This is a genomic window from Paraburkholderia sp. GAS448, from assembly GCF_050435685.1.
GTDB lineage: Bacteria > Pseudomonadota > Gammaproteobacteria > Burkholderiales > Burkholderiaceae > Paraburkholderia.
The window spans coordinates 256,015-269,270 of record NZ_JBNDKT010000003.1 but is presented as its reverse complement, the minus strand read 5'-3'; the positions used below and the strand labels follow the sequence as shown (position 1 = coordinate 269,270).

The window sequence follows — 13,256 nt, the reverse complement described above, 5'->3', positions numbered from 1 at the left end:
CTTTGACTGGAGGCATGCGATGGCAGCAAAGAAAATCCTGTTCCTGACCGGCGACTTCGCCGAGGATTACGAAACGATGGTGCCGTTTCAGGCACTACAGGCGATCGGCCATGTGGTCGACGCCGTCTGTCCGGGCAAGAAGGCCGGCGACCGTGTGAAGACCGCGATTCACGACTTCGAAGGCGATCAGACCTACACCGAGAAGCCCGGCCACCAGTTCGCGCTGAACGCGTCGTTCGACGACGTCGACCCGACCCAGTACGACGCCCTCGCGATTGCGGGTGGACGCGCGCCTGAATACCTGCGTCTCAACCAGAAAGTGATCGACATCGTCCGCCAGTTTGCGGAAGCGAACAAACCGATTGCGGCAGTCTGCCATGCGGCACAACTGCTCGCGGCCGCCGACGTGATCCGCGGCAAGCGGATCTCCGCCTACCCCGCCTGCGCGCCGGAAGTCAAACTGGCGGGCGGCGAATACGCGGACATTCCCATCGATGCCGCCATTACCGACGCGCCGTTCGTGACAGCGCCCGCGTGGCCGGCCCACCCGGAATGGATTCGCCAGTTCCTCGTGCTGCTCGGCACCCGCATCGAGCTGTAACGCCGCATCGTCCGGGCTGCGCGCATCGCAGCCCGCGACTCCCCTCCCGTTGTCAATCACGCCTTTACCAGGGCCCGGGTCTATAGGGCTCAACCAGGCTCCGGCCGGGTTCTCACGGCCGGGCCTCCCCGGATCCGACGACGTCGAGCAGATCGCGCGGTGCGATCCTCGAGGCCGCTTCGGGCAACGACACGTAAAACGTCGTTCCCACGCCTTCCCTCGATTCCGCCCACACGCGGCCACCGTGCCGTTCCACGACACGGCGCACCAGCGCCAGTCCAATCCCCTCGCCAGGCGCGACGTTGCCGTGCAACCGCTGAAAAGCGCTGAAAAGCCGCGGCAGAGCAATCTCCGGAATCCCGAGCCCGTTGTCCCTCACGTAGAAAATGCGCAGCGAACGCACACCCGGCGGTGCAGGCGTCGTGCCGATCTCCACCCACCCTTCGCGTGACGGGCTCAGATAGTTGACCGCGTTGCCGATCAGGTTGGCAAACACCTGCTCGAGCGCGATCGGGTCCCCCCAAACCGGCGGCAAATCGTGCACGACAACCCGGGCGCCGCGTGCACGGATCGACATCTGCATCGCGTCTATCACGCGCTGCACGATGTCGGCCACCTCGACCTGCTGCTGCCTGTACTCGACCCGCCCGACGCGCGACAGGCGCAACAACGCGTCAATGATGTGCGATGCACGCAGCACCGCGGTCTGCAGATAACGCAGCGCCTCACGGATGTCTTCGTCGATCAGGTGCTCGATGCGCGCGCGTTGCGCGTCTGTCAACGAAGACTCGCGCACGGCTCGACGCAGGTCGTCGCACGCGTGAATCAGTTCCTTTGAGAAGCCCTGCAGGTTGACAAGCGGCGAGCGCAGATCGTGCGACACGCTATAGACGAACATCTCGTTTTCCTGCGTCTGCTGGCGCAGGGTTTCGTTGATGCGGGCGAGCTCACCAGCACGCCGGGCAAGATCGGTCTGGAAGCGGGCCTTCAGCCGTTCGGCCTCGAGCAGACGCCGACTGGTGTCGTGCAGAGTCAGGTCGAGCCGCGCAATTTCGTCGGTACCGGGCAGCGGTTCAGCAAGTGGCTCGTTCTGCGCGAGCCGGCGCGCGCTCTCCGACAGTAACGCCAGCCGGCCGCGCACACCGCGCGCAAACAGGCCGAACGCCACGGCGACAAACACGATGGAGCCGATCACCGCCGCCACGACCAGCATTTGCTGACGCCCACGGGCCGTTTCGGCCGCATTCATCCGCTCTTCGTCGAGGCGACGTTCTTCCGACTGGAAGGCGGCAATCTGGGTTCGCACGCGATCGAGCACATCATTGGACTTCGGATCGCGAAAACGGTCCAGCACATCGCGTCGGCGCCCCGCACCCAGCAGATCCTGGACCGCGTCGGACCAGCGCCGGTAAGCCTGCACCGCCTGACGGATCTGCACGGCACGCTCGACCTGCGACGGGTTATCGGCAACCAGTTCGGCCAGACGGTCGATGCGCCGGTCGAGGTCCATCCACAGCGCAATCGGGGCCGCGCCGCCAGGTTCGCCCGACATCACGTCACCGCGCAGGCGCACCGACTCGAGCTGCACCGGCTGGAGAATCGCCGTGGTCTGGCGCAGCAGATCCTGACTATGCAGCGCCCAACGCTGTGCCTCCATTGCGTCGGCCTGCGCCTTGATGATGCCCATCAATAGCGCAAGCTCGAACACAGCGGGAATCGCAATCAGCAACAGCCCTTTGGTGGTCAGTTTCATGCGCGCGCGAAAAGTCCGGACACGACGGACGCCGCCCTGGGACGCACATTATGTCGGCGTTTCGGACGGAAGACAAAGGCCGCTCGGCCTGCTTTCAGCAAGCCTTCCGGCATCTTCGCAGTATCGGGACCGGGCGCCGCATGCACCGAAAGCGCGATCGTCAACGGCCGCTGTTATCGATTCGAAACTACGTGTAAGCAAGATCGAATATGTCGCCCACTATTGGTCCGCAAAAATCCCACCTTTGATGCAGACGCACCGCTATCGTGCATACCAGACAGGAACAAGGACTTCCAAAAAGTTGCACGCAAGCCCAGATAACCCAATCCAGTGCGATTTAGCACCTCCGACAGACGTTTCGCCCCGATTTGGCCCGCTTCTTGCGTTCCATGCCCGCTTTTTGCGCACAGCAGGATTTCAGGATGGAAAGTTTAAAGACCGGAACCGATACGCTCTTTCTGCTACTCGGCGCCGCAATGGTGCTTGCGATGCACGCGGGCTTCGCGTTTCTCGAGCTCGGGACGGTCCGCAAGAAGAATCAGGTCAACGCGCTCGTCAAGATTCTGGTCGACTTTTCGGTCTCGACGATCGCCTATTTCTTCATCGGCTATACGATCGCTTACGGCGTGCAGTTCTTCGATCCCGCCGATGTGCTCGCGGCCCACAACGGCTACGCGCTGGTGCGCTTTTTCTTCCTGTTGACATTCGCCGCGGCGATTCCGGCGATCGTGTCAGGCGGGATTGCCGAGCGCTCGAAGTTCAATCCGCAGCTGTTCGCGACGTTCGTGCTGGTCGGCTTCGTCTATCCGTTCTTCGAAGGCATCGTGTGGAATAACCGGTTCGGCGTGCAGGCGTGGATTAGCCAGACGTTCGGCGCGCCCTTTCACGATTTCGCCGGCTCCGTCGTGGTGCATGCGTTCGGCGGGTGGATCGCGCTACCGGCCGTACTGCTGCTCGGCGCGCGTCATGGCCGCTATCAGCGTGACGGCCGAATCGCCGCCCATCCGCCCTCCAACATCCCGTTCCTTGCGCTCGGGGCGTGGGTACTGACGGTCGGCTGGTTCGGCTTCAACGTGATGAGCGCGCAGACGATCGACAAGATCAGCGGCCTCGTGGCCGTCAATTCGCTGATGGCGATGGTCGGCGGCACGCTGACCGCCTGGCTCGCGGGACGCAACGACCCCGGCTTCACGTACAACGGGCCGCTTGCCGGACTCGTCGCCGTCTGCGCCGGCTCGGACGTCATGCACCCGCTTGGGGCCCTTGTGACGGGTGGTATCGCGGGCGCGCTGTTCGTCTATATGTTCACCTGCGTCCAGAACCGCTGGCGCATCGACGACGTTCTCGGCGTGTGGCCGCTGCACGGTCTGTGCGGCGCATGGGGCGGCATCGCCGCCGGGATCTTCGGACTGCACGCGCTGGGTGGACTTGGCGGCGTCTCTCCCGGCGCGCAGATCGTCGGCACGCTGGGCGGCATCGTGATCGCGACGGCCGGCGGCGGTGTCGTGTACGGCCTGATCCGCGCGACCGTCGGCCTGCGGCTCGATCAGGAAGACGAGTTCAACGGAGCCGATCTGTCGATTCACCAGATCACGTCGATGCCGGAGCGCGAAAGCGTCGGCTGAAGCCTGGGGTGCGACATCGCGCAATACCGGGCGACCCGCACGCCGGTGCGGCCGCACGGAACTCAGGTGGCCGCGCGATGAAAGCGATGCAGCAGCGAAAAGCGTTTCACCTTGCGCTGCGCGGGTTCATCGGCGCCGAGCATGCCGAATTCAATCGGGCAGCGCGTATAAAACACGTGGACGTTTTCGCGCTGGATCGCATCGAACATCAATTGGGCCTCGATCTCGGTGACTGCGAAAATCACCTGCAGCGGCTGGTCAGTCAGCTCGAAGAAGCGCGCGGCGTGATGGACGCCCGCGTGACTGACGCCTTCGGTGGCCGTGATGACCGTCGAGCCGTGGATGCCAACCTGCTTCGCCTTCGCCAGCAGCCATTCGACCACGGACTGACGCCCATGCCTGCGGTTCTGCTCGGTGTAAAACGTGAGTTGGTAGCCTTTCATAACGGCCTCCAGCGGGAGCCGGTTGTGCAAATGCCTGACAGGCCGCGCCGTATCGGAGACGCCTGAAGCTTCATTCTAGTTCACCGCCATCCATCCCATGGTGCAACACGGAGCCGGCCTGCGCTATCGCTGCGGACGACTGCCGGTGATAGACTCCCGGCCGGAGATGGCATTCTCCGTTGTCCTTGAACCGCCGTCGTGGCTGATGATGCCTGCCCTCGCCCGGGAAACCGCGCAAGGCAGCTTCGCGCCTGCGCAACCCGGTTTATCGACCTCCGCCAAGGACTCTAACAACGATGTATCTGTCTATCTTTGCCGTCGGAATCGGCGGCGCGCTTGGTTCGCTGCTGCGCTGGGTTCTCGGTGTACGTCTGAACAGCGTATTTCCGCTTCTGCCATTCGGCACGCTCGCGTCGAACATCATCGCGGGTTACATCATCGGCGTCGCGATCGCAGGGTTCGCGCGCTATCCGGGTATCTCCCCCGAATGGCGGCTCTTCGTGATCACCGGATTGATGGGCGGGCTTTCGACGTTCTCCACCTTTTCTGCGGAAGTTGTCAGCCACCTGCAACAGGGACGGCTCGGCTGGGCTGCCGGCGAGATCGCGATTCATGTCGGCAGTTCGCTCCTGATGACCATACTCGGCCTCGGAACCGTCGCGCTGATGGCACGCTGACCGGCGCACCGATACGCCGGGACTGAGGCGCCTCGCCCATGGAGAAGGCCGGCCGCTCATGGTCCGGCGTGACCGGTCGCGGCTACGGCCGTTGAAGAGCGACATGAATACGCCGATCGAATGGTGACGATTTCACTTCAGTCACGCCAATCCCTTCAGAATGCTTTCATCCGAATCATTCTGTATGAAGGACCTGCTCCGCCCGCTGATCTCTCCACCTATGCCATGAGGGTATCGCTGCGATATGGCGTAGCTTTCTATTTGCTCTGCTTAAGAATCATGTTGACTTCAGATTCGCTAGCCCCCTAAACTTTAAGAGTATTCACAAATGGGGCTGACGCCTTGGACACCTGCAGTAGTCGACTTTCGAAAAATTTCACTGCCTGATTCGGCAGGACGTCCGCGCTTCCTTTCATAGCCGCCGTCTTGCCAGCAGGCAGACGGTGCGCGCCGCAGTCTCTCTCCGTGCACCCTGATTAGCGTCATATGGCAACGCGGGCAACCGCGGGCACTTGCGTTTGCGCACGTGTTCCGCGCGCCTCGCGGTTCCATATGGCACACCGCGTCGCGAGCCACAGCTCGCGGCAGCGCTCGTGCGCGCTTCGTCGATTCGACGGGGTGCGGGCGAACGCGTGGATCAACACGCGTGTAACAGACGCGTGTAACAGACGTGCGTATCAAACGCCGACAAGGAGCCACCATGCCAGACAGTGACAGTTACCCCATATGCCACTCACCTTCATTTTTGCCTGAGGAAAGCGAGTAGACCCACTTCGGCGCGCGCGACACGCCCGAACTCCACGTCTGCCGGCTTTCCGCTAACCGCGTTAAGCCCGACGCCTGGAGAAACATCATGCAATTCGGCCTCCTTCTGCCACACCTGCCGAACGTTCAGGAATCACGCGTTTACTACGACGCCATGCTCGCGCTGCACGCCCGCGCGCCACATCAGTTCACCGCGTTCTGGCGGCGCCTCAAAACGCTTGTTTCGTAACCTGCTGCGCTGTGTCCGTCATACGCAAGCGGCGCGGTCATCGGCCAGCTCACGCTCTTGCGTATGCCGGAGGTACGCATTTATCTTTCAATAGCCAGACAACTCAAAGAGAAGAAAATGTCTACACCATCGAATGTCTCATCCGTGCGCAGCGCCGTGCTCGATGACGCCCACCTCGGCGACATCAAGGGCGCGCTCGGCACCATTGCCTACCATGACACCGCCCCGCGCACCAGCTGGTGGGCGCGCTTGCGCACCTTGCTGGCGATTCTGGGTCCCGGCCTCATCGTGATGGTCGGCGATAACGATGCAGGCGCGTTCGGCACCTATACCCAGGCGGGGCAAAACTATGGCACCACCCTGCTGTGGACCATGTTGCTGCTGGTCCCCGTGCTGTTCGTCAACCAGGAGATGGTGCTGCGGCTCGGCGCCGTCACGGGGGTCGGCCACGCGCGCCTCATCTTCGAGCGCTTCGGCAAATTCTGGGGGGCGTTCAGCGTCGTCGACCTGTTCATCCTCAACGCCTTGACCATCGTCACCGAGTTCATCGGTATCACGTTTGTGCTCGACTTCTTCGGCGTATCGAAGATCGCTGGCGTGTGCATCGCCGCGGCGCTCACGATGGCCGCCGTCAGCACCGGCAACTTCCGCCGTTTCGAACGCTTCGCGGTGGCACTGTGCGTGCTGAGTCTGCTGCTGGTGCCGGTGCTGGTGTCGATCCATCCGCCGGTCAGCCAGATGGCGCGCGATTTCTTCATTCCGAACTGGCCCGCCCACTCCAAGCTCTCTGACGTCATGCTGCTGGTTATCGGCATCGTCGGCACCACGGTCGCGCCATGGCAGCTGTTCTTCCAGCAGAGCTACGTGGTGGACAAACGCATCACGCCGCGCTTCATGAAGTACGAGAAGGCCGATCTCTGGATCGGCATCGTGTTCGTGCTGATCGGTGCAGTAGCGATGATCTCCTTCTGCGCGGCGCTCTTTGCGGGACGACCCGAGTTCGGAAATTTCACGGACGCAGGTGGCGTCATCGCTGGTCTCGAAAGATATGCGGGGCGCACCTCGGCCGTCCTCTTCGCTATCGCGCTCTTCGACGCCTGCATCATCGGCGCCGCCGCGGTGTCGCTGTCGACTGCCTACGCCATCGGCGATGTGTTCAAGATCCGGCACTCGCTGCATCGCGGCGTGTCGGACGCGAAGGGTTTCTATCTGGTGTACTTCGTCATCGTCGCCGCGGCCGCGACACTGGTGCTGATTCCGGGCAGCCCGCTCGGTCTTCTGACCGAAGCCGTGCAGACGCTTGCCGGCGTGCTGCTGCCGAGCGCCACGGTGTTCCTGTTGCTGCTCTGCAATGACCGGGCGGTGCTGGGCCCGTGGGTCAACTCGAAAAAGCTCAACCTGTTCACGGGCGCCGTCATCTGGGTGCTGGTGATGCTGTCCATGATCCTGACCGCGTCAGTGCTGTATCCGGACATCACGGGCGAGGCGATGCTCGAAGTGCTCGCCGGAGGGACGCTCCTCGCCGTGACCGGCTACGTCGCAACGCTCGGGATTCGCAAGCTGCGCCGTGAAGCCGTGGGCAGCGCAACGGGACATGTGCTCACGTACGCGAAAGACGCGCGCAACAGCTGGCGCATGCCACCGCTGGACGAACTTCCGCCTCCGAACCTGACGCTGTCCCAGCGAGTCTGGATGGGCGTGTTGCGTGGCTATCTGGTAGTGGCAGTCGGCCTCGTCATCGTGAAGGTTGTGCAGATGACCCTGCTCCGCTAGGCATGCATCACACTGTGGGTCGTCGACACTCTGGCTGACGACCCGCGACCGGGACAACACGGCCCTGCTGCGCACCCACCCGACATAGCAGGGCCTGGCACTGCGCGGCGGGGCTGCTTCCCATGCTCCCGCGCGCTGTCCACGCCCAGCGCCTGAGCCGGGACCGGGACCGGGGCGAGATCCCACGCGCTACAATCCCTCGCCGCCCGGCTCTCCTCCCGATCGCTTCCGACATCCATGCGTGGCTCGCTACTGCTGAAAAGAAAGACGTCCGACATGCTGCGCGCAGGCGCAGCCTGGGGCCCGGGTCTGCTCGTGATGCTTGCCGACTGTGACGCCGGCAATGTCGTGACTGCAGCGCAGAGCGGCGCGCAATGGGGCATTCGCCTGCTGCCGGTACTCTTCGCTCTCGTTCCCCTGCTTTACATGGTTCAGGAACTCAGCGTGCGCCTTGGCATTTTCACGGGACAAGGTCATGGCGAACTGATCCGCAAACGCTTCGGTCCGACGTGGGCCTGGATATCCGCCCTGGGACTCGTCGTTGCCGTGATGGGTTCGCTGATTACCGAATTCACAGGTGTCGCAGGCGTAGGTGAAATGTATGGCGTCTCGCGCAACCTGACGCTGCCTCTGGCTGTCGTGATCCTGCTGGCGGTGATCCTCACCGGCTCACATCGACGTGTCGACAGGGTGGCTATTGCCATCGGAACCTTTGAGTTGAGTTTTTTCGCGGTCGCCTGGCACGCACACCCGAGTGTTCGGGCGCTGGCCGGGCAGTTGCGTGACATTCCTTTTGCGCATCCGCAATTCGCCTGGCTTTCTGCCGCGCTCATTGGCGCGACATTCAACCCGTGGATGGTTTTCTATCAGCAGGCGGCGATTGCCGACAAGAAGCTCACTGCGCGCGACTATCCTTCGGCACGCGTTGAAACGGCGCTTGGCGCCGTGCTCACGCAATCTCTGACGGCGGCCATTCTCGTCGCGGCCGCGACGACGCTATCAAGCACGGGACCACAGCATGGCCTGCAAAGCGTGGGCGAAATCGGCACGGCGCTGTCAGGTATCGCCGGCTGGCAAATCGGGCGACTGCTCTTCAGCGCCGGCGTGCTGGGGGCATCGCTCGTGGCCAGCATCGTCTGCTCACTGGCACTGGCGTGGGGTCTGGGCGAAGTTGCCGGCTACAGTCGCTCGCTGGACGGGCGGCCCTCGCACGCACCGTGGTTTTACGGCGTCTATGCCGCCGCTCTCGCGCTCAGCGCACTGGTTGTCTGGCTGGCGCCCGACCTGGTCCTGTTGAACGTTGCAGCGCAGGTCGTCAACGCATTGATGCTGCCGCTCGTGGTCGGCTTGCTGATTTCGTTGAGCATAATAGCGTTGCCTGCCGCGCGGCGGCCGCGCGGCGTGTACTTCTGGCTCGTGTGCACTGTATCGGCGCTGGTTTGCGTCGCGGGCCTGTTTGGCGCCGCGGTCGGCTGGCGCTCATGAACCATTGCGCAACCGGTTTTCACCTCATCGCATCGACTTATCGCCATAGAGACCCATCATGTCAATTGATCTCGTGAGTTTCACGCCCCTCCTTTCTCTCGCGGGAGGACTCGCGATTGGCGTCGCAGCCACCGTACTCATCCTCTTCAACGGACGAATCGCCGGCATCAGCGGCATCCTCGGCGGATTGCTGGCGTGGCCGCGCAACGACGTCGCCTGGCGAACCGCCTTTCTGGCAGGGCTGGTTGGTGCACCGGTCGTCGCCGGCCTGGCCGGTCAGACGATGGCGCTGGACATCCAGGCCGGATGGGGCGGAATACTCGTTGCCGGGCTACTCGTGGGAATGGGCACGCGCTACGCGAGTGGCTGCACGAGCGGTCACGGTGTGTGCGGTATCTCGCGCGGCGCTGTCCGCTCCCTCGTTGCGACCGCGACCTTCATGCTCGCTGGTTTTGCCACTGTTTTCGTACAACGACATCTGACGGGAGGCTGAAGTGATTGTCGTCAGCGCATTGATCGCAGGGCTGCTCTTTGGTGTCGGCCTGATGGTTTCCGGCATGGCGAACCCGGCGAAGATTCTCGGCTTCCTCGACCTGTGGGGACGATGGGACCCTTCGCTGGCGTTTGTGATGATAGGCGCAATCGCCGTTGGCAGCATCGGCTTTGCGATCGCAAAACGCCGGAAAACGTCGCTTCTGGGATTGCCGATCCAGCTCCCCGCCAGCTCGACCGTGACGTTGCGGCTCGTCTTGGGAAGTGCCGCATTCGGCGTGGGCTGGGGACTCGCGGGATTCTGCCCCGGCCCCGCGCTGGTCGCGCTCGGCGCGGGCTACGCTAAAGCCTGGGGCTTCGTCGCCGCGATGCTGGCCGGAATGTTTGTCTTCGAGGTGCTCGAACGGGCGAAACCCCTCTGGCGGCGGGCTTAGGCAAACTCGCTGATGAAGCGGCAGTAACCGCATGGCATGCCCGCTTGCGGGCGCTTCAGGTCCAAAGCGCCGTGACACCTGGCCTCAGGCTTCACCGCGTACTGTGTATCTGGAGCGCTGCGGTAAGAGGTCTCGAAGTACGGCGCTTCCTCTCGTGCTTCCTGATCGAGCGCATCCTGAAGCGCGAGCACAAACATCTGTGGCAATTGTGGGGATGGCGTCAAGCGCGATGCGGCTATTTTTTCGCCGTGCAGTCATATGAATACCGGCCTATTTCCTTGTTGCCCTCGCGCAAGGTCAGGTCGACTTCACAACTACCGCCCACCTGTGGGGTAACGCGAACCGTCGACACGGCTTGAGGCCGCCCCGGCGAAATGCTTATGGTGCCCCCTTGCGAGACGTTGGACGTACCCGTCCCGCTGGTGTTGACGACATTCAGTTGATATTCGAGACGCGCGTCGCGCGCCCACTCGACGTATGGCACGACGACGACCTGACTTTGATTCGAGTTCGCGTCGAACCAGACGCTCGGATTGCCGTCGGCTATCAACATCGTGCCCTCCTTTGACGAAGCATCACGTCATTTTGGCCGGCTACGGCCCCTTCTGCTGCCCCTTGTGAGCAGTTGTGCCCGCGGCTGCCAAAGCTTTTTTGGTAGCATCCTTGCCTTGCTCACCGCGTCAGCGCTTGCTGCCACAGCAGTGTTGACACCACCTGCAATCAAGAACCTGCTTCGGTCTTTGACGTCCTTAATCCACGCGGGCGGACGAGCATGGCCGCTCCAGGTTTCGCCGGTCTTGTGATTGATGTATTTTGGCGGCAGATTTCCTTTCACGCTGGTGGCTGGCTTTTTACCACGGTAACCACCGACTTACCGGCTCGCTTCGCGCCAGGCTTAGGTCCACGTTTTGCTCCGCCCTTCGTCGTGCCGGTTTGCGCGGCGATGTCCGCTGTGGTCAGGCCGTGCTCCAGCATTAATGCTCGGATCTGGTTCACAGCCGTCTGGGCTTTGTTTGAAATCAACGCGTCAAGCTTCAATTGAATCGCTTCATTTTTGCCTGAATTTGTTCTAGTGTTGGGATATGGACTCCCTGTGTTGTTGATTGACTGAGCGCACTATGCCACAGGCGTGCATACTGCTGCTATGAGTTCATAGGTTGGCGAAGGTTCTGCATCAATCACGATTCCCAAATGCGACATTGAGAGCCGGCTTCCTGTTTCTTCGGTCAGATAGGCTACGACCTCTGCGCTTCCCGACATGCAGCAACCTGTCACCGACTACCTCGGCGCAATGCGCGCACGGTGCAATTCACCGCAATCGGTATTCGGCGAACTTAAGCAATTATCTTAGGAATGAATGGTTTATGGACGAAAGAAAGCGAGATAGCATGGTTGCTTATCTCCGTCGCCGTATGCAGGAGTTTGGTATCAGCATAGACGACCTGGCTGCAGCAATCGCGAGCGACGTGGCAGAGCAAAAGGAAGCGCGCTATCGCAGTGCGACGGGAAACACGTGGAGCGGTGAAGGAGAAATGCCGCAATGGCTGAAGCAAGCGATTAGTGCGGGACAGTCCCTTGAACATTTCCAATTGTCGCCAAAGACGGCGGCACCGCAAAAAAATCAGGAAGCGGTAGATTGGCGCAATGACCCGTTTGCGGGCGGCCCGCTCGCACGGCAGGAAAACCATCCGCGTTAGGCGCGGTGCAGCATCCTGCATAAAGTGCCGATGTCGCCGGATTGGCTCAGCGAACGCTGAGAGGTCTCCGCTGCGCGTCACCAGCCGTTTCCCGCAGACAAGCGCAAGCATTTGACCTGGGCTCACGGCAACAATGCCGGGACGCGGTGTTGACACGCGTGATGCCTGGCGCTACTTGATGCCGCCATCCGATGCTCGTAGTACGGTCGGTGACTGTCATCAGAAATTTGAGCTGCATCACTCCTTACCTTCATTGGAGTGCTCGGAACTCGCGCCTTTGTGAACTAATGGTTCTTCGGCGCGCCACTACTCTTCTTTCGGCGTTTGAAGAGTACGCCGCATCCAATCGCGACAAGCACGACTGCCATCAGGCCGGCGCTCATACCGGTCGCGCCGCGCGGCTTGCTCACGCTGGAAGCAGCAGGAGCGACCGCAGGCGTAGAGGCTTGACTCGCGACAGGCTGCGGCAGCGCGATGCCAGCGGCACTCCCTCGCTGCACAAGGGATGCTTCCGATGTCGGGGATGCCTGTAGAGTTGGTTCGGGAATTACGTTGGAAGTGGGTCCTACCGGAGCCATAGCGGTGACCGAAGCTATAACCGGACCCACCGCCGGGCGAGAAGTGGCTTCGACAGACTTGGCCATCGCCGTCCATTGCGCGAATACCGTGTCGATGCAGTGCACGTCAGTGCACGAGTTGCGCGATTGCCTCCATTGGGCGAGTCGTTCAGGCGAGAGCTTCCCACTGCTCAGCAGGGCCTGCTGCCGCGCGAAGATGTGGTCGTATTCATTGTTCAGGATGGCGTGGTCGCATATTACGCGCTCAGCCGGTTGCCGCGTGGTTGCACATTGAATATCGTTCGCCCATGCTCCGGTCGAGCCAAAAGCTGCCAGTGAAAGCAGCAGTACCAAATGTCGTCTCTGGTACACCTGTCCTCCTCTTGTCCGAGCAGATGTCCGCCCCGATTACCTTGATGCCGGTGCGCTTGCCTCTGCGGCCTGGCTAGCGGCCTTCTGCTTCTTGGGGGCTTCATGATATCCCACCGTGTATCCGGCTGCCGCGCCGGCTACGCCCTGTTTGCCGGCAACATGCCCAACTACGCCTCCAACGACGGCTCCTTCGGTACATCCAGCAACTTGAATGTCTCCCGCCTGGCGACACAGCGTCTCCTGGACGCAGCTTTCTCGAACGGACACGCGCGCCTGGCATTACCTCCTTCTACAGACTCTCTTCACCAGGAGGGTTCAAGGCAGCTATGAACGTCACTCGGTTTCACATTGAC

15 protein-coding genes and 1 riboswitch are annotated in these 13,256 nt (G+C 62.0%); of the genes, 10 read left to right on the top strand and 5 right to left on the bottom strand.

Going from position 1 to position 13,256, the window contains the following annotated elements:
- The first annotated feature begins 19 nt into the window (after nt 1-19).
- Complete coding sequence (locus tag P3T23_RS07655) at nt 20-601, top strand: DJ-1/PfpI family protein (protein ID WP_133663679.1); 582 nt, start codon at nt 20-22, stop codon at nt 599-601.
- 112 nt (nt 602-713) lie between these two features.
- Here P3T23_RS07655 and P3T23_RS07650 read toward each other — a convergent pair whose 3' ends face one another.
- Nucleotides 714-2,354, bottom strand: a complete 1,641-nt coding sequence (locus P3T23_RS07650) for a sensor histidine kinase (RefSeq protein ID WP_429315575.1) — start codon at nt 2,352-2,354, stop codon at nt 714-716.
- 422 nt (nt 2,355-2,776) lie between these two features.
- Between P3T23_RS07650 and P3T23_RS07645 the strand changes: the two genes are divergently transcribed.
- Nucleotides 2,777-3,979, top strand: a complete 1,203-nt coding sequence (locus P3T23_RS07645; RefSeq protein ID WP_429315574.1) for an ammonium transporter — start codon at nt 2,777-2,779, stop codon at nt 3,977-3,979.
- Between the two features lie 62 nt (nt 3,980-4,041).
- On the opposite strand, the gene P3T23_RS07640 is transcribed toward P3T23_RS07645, so the two are convergent.
- The gene (locus P3T23_RS07640) at nt 4,042-4,422 is read right to left on the bottom strand and encodes a DUF190 domain-containing protein (protein WP_429315573.1); all 381 of its coding nucleotides are present in this window, start codon (nt 4,420-4,422) and stop codon (nt 4,042-4,044) included.
- Between the two features lie 153 nt (nt 4,423-4,575).
- Nucleotides 4,576-4,644, top strand: a riboswitch (Fluoride riboswitch).
- 74 nt (nt 4,645-4,718) lie between these two features.
- Between P3T23_RS07640 and crcB the strand changes: the two genes are divergently transcribed.
- The 6 genes from crcB to P3T23_RS07610 all read left to right on the top strand — a co-directional run bounded on the left by crcB (nt 4,719) and on the right by P3T23_RS07610 (nt 10,277).
- Nucleotides 4,719-5,099, top strand: coding sequence for a fluoride efflux transporter CrcB (gene crcB / locus P3T23_RS07635; RefSeq protein ID WP_429315572.1), 381 nt, complete (start codon nt 4,719-4,721; stop codon nt 5,097-5,099).
- An 853-nt stretch (nt 5,100-5,952) separates the two neighbouring features.
- A complete protein-coding gene (locus P3T23_RS07630) occupies nt 5,953-6,093 on the top strand; it encodes a hypothetical protein (protein ID WP_429315571.1) in 141 nt (46 codons plus the stop codon).
- Nucleotides 6,094-6,210: 117 nt separating this feature from the next.
- A complete protein-coding gene (locus P3T23_RS07625) occupies nt 6,211-7,866 on the top strand; it encodes an Nramp family divalent metal transporter (RefSeq protein WP_429315570.1) in 1,656 nt (551 codons plus the stop codon).
- A gap of 237 nt (nt 7,867-8,103) precedes the next feature.
- Nucleotides 8,104-9,351 (top strand): NRAMP family divalent metal transporter, encoded by a 1,248-nt coding sequence (locus P3T23_RS07620; RefSeq protein WP_429315569.1) that lies wholly within the window; start codon nt 8,104-8,106, stop codon nt 9,349-9,351.
- A gap of 58 nt (nt 9,352-9,409) precedes the next feature.
- Nucleotides 9,410-9,844 carry a YeeE/YedE family protein gene (locus P3T23_RS07615; RefSeq protein ID WP_429315568.1) on the top strand — a complete coding sequence of 145 codons (435 nt, stop codon included), beginning with the start codon at nt 9,410-9,412 and terminating at the stop codon, nt 9,842-9,844.
- 1 nt (nt 9,845) lies between these two features.
- A complete protein-coding gene (locus tag P3T23_RS07610) occupies nt 9,846-10,277 on the top strand; it encodes a DUF6691 family protein (RefSeq protein WP_429315567.1) in 432 nt (143 codons plus the stop codon).
- A gap of 235 nt (nt 10,278-10,512) precedes the next feature.
- On the opposite strand, the gene csgH is transcribed toward P3T23_RS07610, so the two are convergent.
- Complete coding sequence (gene csgH / locus P3T23_RS07605) at nt 10,513-10,830, bottom strand: curli-like amyloid fiber formation chaperone CsgH (protein ID WP_429315566.1); 318 nt, start codon at nt 10,828-10,830, stop codon at nt 10,513-10,515.
- Nucleotides 10,831-10,857: 27 nt separating this feature from the next.
- Nucleotides 10,858-11,112 carry an H-NS family nucleoid-associated regulatory protein gene (locus P3T23_RS07600; RefSeq protein ID WP_429315565.1) on the bottom strand — a complete coding sequence of 85 codons (255 nt, stop codon included), beginning with the start codon at nt 11,110-11,112 and terminating at the stop codon, nt 10,858-10,860.
- Between P3T23_RS07600 and P3T23_RS07595 the strand changes: the two genes are divergently transcribed.
- On the top strand, nt 11,050-11,319 hold the full coding sequence (locus P3T23_RS07595) for a hypothetical protein (protein WP_429315790.1): 270 nt from the start codon (nt 11,050-11,052) through the stop codon (nt 11,317-11,319). The genes P3T23_RS07600 and P3T23_RS07595 overlap by 63 nt on opposite strands.
- 322 nt (nt 11,320-11,641) lie before the next feature.
- Complete coding sequence (locus P3T23_RS07590; RefSeq protein ID WP_429315564.1) at nt 11,642-11,974, top strand: H-NS family nucleoid-associated regulatory protein; 333 nt, start codon at nt 11,642-11,644, stop codon at nt 11,972-11,974.
- Nucleotides 11,975-12,939: 965 nt separating this feature from the next.
- Here the strand turns inward: P3T23_RS07590 and P3T23_RS07585 are convergent.
- Nucleotides 12,940-13,137 carry a hypothetical protein gene (locus P3T23_RS07585; RefSeq protein WP_429315785.1) on the bottom strand — a complete coding sequence of 66 codons (198 nt, stop codon included), beginning with the start codon at nt 13,135-13,137 and terminating at the stop codon, nt 12,940-12,942.
- Nucleotides 13,138-13,256: the final 119 nt, after the last annotated feature.

Bases quoted from the DNA above. Each gene is read 5' to 3' on its own strand.
- P3T23_RS07620 (WP_429315569.1), top strand. From the start codon at position 8,104: ATGCGTGGCTCGCTACTGCTGAAAAGAAAGACGTCCGACATGCTGCGC.
- P3T23_RS07615 (WP_429315568.1), top strand. From the start codon at position 9,410: ATGTCAATTGATCTCGTGAGTTTCACGCCCCTCCTTTCTCTCGCGGGA.
- P3T23_RS07650 (WP_429315575.1), bottom strand. From the start codon at position 2,354: ATGAAACTGACCACCAAAGGGCTGTTGCTGATTGCGATTCCCGCTGTG.
- P3T23_RS07645 (WP_429315574.1), top strand. From the start codon at position 2,777: ATGGAAAGTTTAAAGACCGGAACCGATACGCTCTTTCTGCTACTCGGC.
- P3T23_RS07655 (WP_133663679.1), top strand. From the start codon at position 20: ATGGCAGCAAAGAAAATCCTGTTCCTGACCGGCGACTTCGCCGAGGAT.
- csgH (WP_429315566.1), bottom strand. From the start codon at position 10,830: ATGTTGATAGCCGACGGCAATCCGAGCGTCTGGTTCGACGCGAACTCG.
- P3T23_RS07595 (WP_429315790.1), top strand. From the start codon at position 11,050: ATGGCCGCTCCAGGTTTCGCCGGTCTTGTGATTGATGTATTTTGGCGG.
- P3T23_RS07625 (WP_429315570.1), top strand. From the start codon at position 6,211: ATGTCTACACCATCGAATGTCTCATCCGTGCGCAGCGCCGTGCTCGAT.
- P3T23_RS07640 (WP_429315573.1), bottom strand. From the start codon at position 4,422: ATGAAAGGCTACCAACTCACGTTTTACACCGAGCAGAACCGCAGGCAT.
- crcB (WP_429315572.1), top strand. From the start codon at position 4,719: ATGTATCTGTCTATCTTTGCCGTCGGAATCGGCGGCGCGCTTGGTTCG.
- P3T23_RS07630 (WP_429315571.1), top strand. From the start codon at position 5,953: ATGCAATTCGGCCTCCTTCTGCCACACCTGCCGAACGTTCAGGAATCA.
- P3T23_RS07590 (WP_429315564.1), top strand. From the start codon at position 11,642: ATGGACGAAAGAAAGCGAGATAGCATGGTTGCTTATCTCCGTCGCCGT.